The sequence below is a fragment of the Mesorhizobium sp. M7A.F.Ca.US.005.03.2.1 genome, from assembly GCF_003997795.1.
GTDB lineage: Bacteria > Pseudomonadota > Alphaproteobacteria > Rhizobiales > Rhizobiaceae > Mesorhizobium > Mesorhizobium ciceri.
Window position 1 is genome coordinate 1 of record NZ_RZRP01000478.1, and the last position, 4,876, is coordinate 4,876.

Genomic DNA, 4,876 nt, shown 5'->3' on the forward strand with positions numbered 1-4,876 from the left:
GGACAACATCATCGCCTTCGTCGAAAAGCCCGCCGATCCGCCCGGCATTCCCGATAAGCCGGAGTTTGCCTTGGCCTCGATGGGCATTTACGTCTTCAAGACCAAGTTTCTGATGGAGCAGTTGCGCCGCGATGCGGCCGAGCCGGGCTCGAGCCGCGACTTCGGCAAGGACATCATCCCCTATATCGTCCAGCACGGTAAGGCGATCGCGCACCGCTTCGCCAAGTCCTGCGTCCGTTCGACCGCTGAGAACGAGGCCTACTGGCGCGATGTCGGAACGGTCGACGCCTATTGGGAAGCCAATATCGACCTGACCGATATCACGCCGGAGCTCGACCTCTACGACCGCGACTGGCCGATCTGGACCTATGCCGAATTGAAGCCGCCGGCAAAGTTCGTGCATGACGAGGATGGCCGCCGCGGTTCGGCCGTGTCTTCGCTGGTTTCGGGCGATTGCATCGTCTCGGGGGCTTCGCTGAAAAAAAGCCTGATCTTCACCGGCGCGCGCATCAATTCCTATTCGACGCTCGAAGAAGTCGTCATGCTGCCCGACGTTCATGTCGGCCGGAACGCAAAGTTGAAGCGCGTGGTCATCGACCATGGTGTTAGGATACCGGAAGGGCTGGTGGTCGGCGAAGATCCTATTCTCGACGCCAAGCGCTTCCGCGTTTCCGAAAAGGGCATCTGCCTGGTCACCCAGGACATGATCGACAAGCTGGGGCTCTGACGCATGCAGGTTCTGTCGGTCACGCCGGAAATTTTCCCGCTCATCAAGACCGGTGGGCTTGCCGACGTGACCGGCGCGCTGCCAATTGCCTTGGCGGCCAAGGGCGTGACCGTGCGCACGCTCATGCCCGGCTTTCCGACCGTCATGGCCGCCTTCAAGAAAAAGCGGGCGGTTCTGCAATACCCCTTGCTGCAGGGCGGCAAGGCCTCTGTCCATTCCGTCCAACTCGCCGGGCTCGAACTGTTCGTGCTCGATGCGCCGCATCTGTTCGACCGTCCCGGCGGCCCCTATGGCAATGCGACTGGCGTCGACTGGCCAGACAATTGGCGGCGTTTCGCGGCGTTGAGCCAGGTCGGCGGCGACATTGCCGGCGGCGCCATCTCGGGCTACCAGCCCGACATCGTGCACGCCCATGACTGGCAGTCGGCGATGACGCTGGCCTATATGCGCTATGGCAAGGCGGTCGGCGTGCCTTCGATGATGACCGTCCACAACCTCGCCTTCCAGGGCCAGTTCGGCGCCGGCATTTTCGGCGAGCTTGGCTTGCCGGCGGCGGCGATGGCGCTCGACGGCGTCGAATATTATGGTGGTGTCGGCTTCCTCAAGGCGGGCCTGCAGGCCGCCTGGGCGATCACCACGGTCAGTCCGACCTACGCGCAGGAAATCCGCTCGCCCGAATTCGGCATGGGCCTCGACGGCCTCATCAACATGCGCTCCAGCGATCTCCATGGCATCGTCAACGGCATCGACACCGGCATCTGGGATCCGGAAACCGACAAGCATCTGGTGTCCAACTACACGGCCAGCACGCTGAAGGCGCGCGCACCCAACAGGGCTGCCGTGGAGGACCGCTTCAGCCTTGAGCGCGATGACAGCCCGATCGTCTGCGTGGTCAGCCGCCTGACCTGGCAAAAGGGCATGGACATATTGGCGCTGGTGGTCGACGGCATTGTCGCGACGGGTGCGCGGCTCGCCATCCTGGGATCGGGCGATGCCGGTCTCGAAGGCGCGCTGCTTGCCGCCGCCGCCAGGCATCGCGGCCGCATCGGCGTCGTCGTCGGCTACGACGAGGGGCTGTCGCACATCATGCAGGGCGGCTGCGACGCCATCGTCATTCCCTCGCGCTTCGAACCGTGCGGGCTGACGCAGCTTTACGGCCTGCGCTATGGCTGCGTGCCGGTAGTCGCGCGCACCGGCGGCCTCGCCGACACGGTCATCGACGCCAATGAGGCTGCCGTCTCTGCCGGCGTCGCCACCGGCTTCCAGTTCGCGCCCAACAATGGCGGCGCCTTGCTGCACGCTATCCGCCGCCTCGTCGACGCCCATGCCAGTCCGACGGTCTGGGAATCACTGCAGCGCCAGGGCATGAAAGCCGATGTGTCGTGGGACAAGAGCGCGGAAAAATACGTCGAACTCTATCGTTCGCTGCTTTCGAAAAGGGTTGCCTGAAGCATGATACGGACCGTTCCCACCAAGCCTTATTCCGACCAGAAGCCCGGCACGTCGGGCCTGCGCAAGAAGGTGCCTGTCTTTCAGCAGGAGCACTATGCCGAGAATTTCATCCAGTCGATCTTCGACGCGCTCGACGGTTTCAAGGGCAAGACCCTGGTGATCGGTGGCGACGGCCGCTTCTACAACCGCGAGGTCATCCAGAAGGCCATCGCCATCGCAGCCGCCAACGGCTTCGGCAAGGTGATGGTCGGGCAGGGCGGCATCCTGTCGACGCCAGCCGCTTCGCATGTCATCCGCAAATACAAGACCTTTGGCGGCATCATCCTGTCGGCCAGCCACAATCCGGGCGGCCCGCATGAGGATTTCGGCATCAAGTACAATGCCGGCAATGGCGGCCCGGCGCCGGAAAAGCTCACCGACGCGATCTTCGAAAAGACCAAGGCGATTTCGAGCTTCAAGATCGCCGATATCGATCCGATCGACATCGACACAACAGGAACGGTCAAGGCCGCCGGCATGACGGTCGAGATCATCGATCCGGTCGTGGACTATGCCGCGCTGATGGAAAGCCTGTTCGATTTCGACGCCCTGCGCAAACTCTTCAAGTCCGGCTTCCGCATGCGCTTCGACGCCATGCACGCGGTGACCGGTCCCTACGCCAAGGAGATCCTGGAAACCCGGCTTGGCGCGCCCAATGGCACCTGCCGCAATTTCAAGCCGCTGCCGGATTTCGGCGGCCACCATCCGGACCCGAACCTTGTCCACGCCAAACACCTCTATGACGAGATGATGGGACCGGACGCGCCGGATTTCGGCGCCGCCTCGGATGGGGATGGTGACCGCAATCTGATCATCGGCAAGGGCATTTTCGTCACCCCGTCGGATTCGGTCGCCATGCTCGCCGCCAATGCGCGTCTGGCGCCCGGCTACAAGGCCGGTTTGAAAGGCATTGCCCGCTCGATGCCGACCAGTGGCGCGGCCGATCGCGTCGCTGAAAAACTCGGCGTCGGCATCTATGAGACGCCGACCGGCTGGAAATTCTTCGGCAATCTGCTCGATGCCGACATGGCGACGATCTGCGGCGAGGAGAGTGCCGGCACCGGCTCCAACCATGTCCGCGAAAAGGACGGCCTGTGGGCGGTGCTTTTGTGGCTCAACATCCTTGCCGCGCGTGGCGAAAGCTGCAAGCAGATCGTCACCGAGCACTGGGCGACCTACGGTCGCAACTACTATTCGCGGCACGATTATGAAGAGGTCGAGAGCGACCGCGCCAACGCGCTGGTCGACGAACTGCGTGCCAAGCTCGGCTCGCTGCCTGGCACCAGCGTGCGCGGCCTGAAAATCGCCAGCGCCGACGATTTTGCCTATCACGATCCGGTCGACGGTTCGATCAGCGAGCATCAGGGCATCAGGGTTCTGTTCGAAGGTGGTTCGCGGGTCGTCTTTCGGCTGTCCGGCACCGGCACGTCGGGCGCGACGTTGCGCGTCTACATCGAGCGCTACGAGCCGGACAAGTCTCGGCACGATCTCGACACCCAGGCCGCCCTTGCCGATCTGATTGCCGCGGCTGACGATATTGCCGGGATTCACAGCCATACCGGCCGCCCCAAGCCGAGCGTGATCACTTGAGAGTGGCTGCGCGCGTTTCACCTTCTCCCCTTGTGGGAGAAGGTGGTCGAGCGAAGCTCGGTCGGATGAGGGGTGCTCCAGCTTGGCGCAAACCGATGTCCAGATCACCAACGCCGCGTTCCTTCCAACACCCCTCATCCGTCTCGGCGCTGCGCGCCGATCCACCTTCTCCCGCCAGGGGAGAAGGTGAGGCGCGGGCATGACCCAGCTCGGCGCCACAGTCACCCGCGAAGGCATCCGCTTTGCCGCCTGGTCGCAGGCCGCCCGTCGGCTTTGGGTCTCGATCTTCGACGAGCAGGGCATGCGGGAAATCGAACGGCTCGAACTGCAGCGGGAAGGCGAGGGCGTCCACGCGCTGTTCGTTGCAGGTCTTGGCTCCGGAACCCGCTACGGTTTCCGCGCCGACGGGGACTATGCGCCGGAGCATGGACTGTGGTTCGACCCCGACAAATTGCTGACCGATCCCTACGCCGTCGAGATTGACAGGCCTTATGCCTACGACTGGCGGCTGGCCGATCGCCGGGGCGAGGGGGGCGATACCGCGTCGCTGATGCCGAAGGCGATCGCGGCTGCGCTACCGAAGCCTGTGCAGGCTGCGCCGCCGCTTTTCCGCGCCGGCGGCCTGGTCTACGAAATTCCGGTGCGCGCCTTCACCATGCTGCATTCGGACGTTCCCGAAAAATTGCGCGGAACAGTCGCCGCACTTGCTCAACCGGCGATCGTCGAGCACCTGAAAAAACTCGGCGTTGGCGCGGTCGAACTGATGCCGGTGACCGCGTCGATCGACGAACGGCATCTGCCGCCGCTCGGGCTGCGCAACGCCTGGGGCTACAATCCCGTGACGTTCATGGCCCTCGATCCGCGCCTTGCGCCGGGCGGCATCATGGAACTGCGAAACACGGTCGCTGTGCTGCGCCAGGCTGGTATCGGCGTCATCCTCGACCTCGTCTTCAACCACACCGGCGAGAGCGACAGGCTTGGTCCCACGCTGTCGCTGCGCGGCTTCGACAACCAGGCCTACTACCGGCACACACCTGATGGCAGGCTGGCCAACGACACCGGTACCGG

4 protein-coding genes are annotated in these 4,876 nt (G+C 63.8%); all 4 read left to right on the plus strand.

Annotated features, from left to right (window positions below; all coding sequences use genetic code 11):
* On the plus strand, positions 1-727 hold a 727-nt coding region (locus EN991_RS23450), incomplete at its 5' end, for a sugar phosphate nucleotidyltransferase (protein WP_245461056.1).
* Between the two features lie 3 nt (positions 728-730).
* Positions 731-2,176, plus strand: a complete 1,446-nt coding sequence (gene glgA / locus EN991_RS23455; RefSeq protein WP_127369650.1) for a glycogen synthase GlgA — start codon at positions 731-733, stop codon at positions 2,174-2,176.
* A 3-nt stretch (positions 2,177-2,179) separates the two neighbouring features.
* Entirely contained in the window at positions 2,180-3,808 is a 1,629-nt protein-coding gene (locus EN991_RS23460; RefSeq protein ID WP_127369651.1) for an alpha-D-glucose phosphate-specific phosphoglucomutase, read from the plus strand.
* 199 nt (positions 3,809-4,007) lie between these two features.
* A partial coding sequence (locus EN991_RS23465) for an alpha-amylase family glycosyl hydrolase (RefSeq protein ID WP_245461057.1) occupies positions 4,008-4,876 on the plus strand: 869 nt, incomplete at its 3' end.